This is a genomic window from Bacillus sp. LR--39 (assembly GCF_053613335.1).
In genome coordinates this window covers 1-555 of record NZ_JBSIOT010001399.1, presented here as the reverse complement: position 1 = coordinate 555, position 555 = coordinate 1, and the positions used below count along the sequence as shown (strand labels likewise).

Sequence of the window (555 nt, the reverse complement as noted above, 5' to 3'; positions counted from 1 at the left end):
CACCAAGGAAAGGCTCGGTTGCGATGATGAACGGACGGATGTAAAGGGACGTGCCCTCCGCATTTGGAATCCAGTCTTTATCAATTGCGACAAGCTGCTTTAAGCCTTCAAGAACCTGTTCTTCATCAATTTGCGGGATGCAGAGGTGGTCGTTTGATTGATTCAGGCGTTCCATATTTTTTTCCGGTCTGAAAAGCAGAACATGGTCATCCTCTGACACGTAAGCCTTTAACCCTTCAAACACGGTTTGGCCGTAGTGATAGACCATTGCGGCCGGATCCATTGATAAGGGCTGATAAGGAATGATTCTTGGATCGTACCAACCTTTATCTGCCGCATAGTCCATTACAAACATGTGGTCTGTAAACACTCTTCCGAACGAAAGCTGATTTGGGTCTGGTTTCGGTTTTTTTGTTGATGTCAATTCAACGCGAATCGTTTGTTTAGTCATGGTCAATCTCCCTGCTGTTAAATTGTTTATATTATCAAACTTATTTGAAAATAATTATATTCTATTGTATACCTTCAACAAATAATCGCAATAGGTTTGCTCAA

The 555-nt window shown here is 41.8% G+C and carries 1 pseudogene; it reads right to left on the bottom strand.

Going from position 1 to position 555, the window contains the following annotated elements:
* Positions 1-451: pseudogene (locus tag ACWHAR_RS30735) on the bottom strand (branched-chain amino acid aminotransferase); the annotation flags it as partial.
* Positions 452-555: the final 104 nt, after the last annotated feature.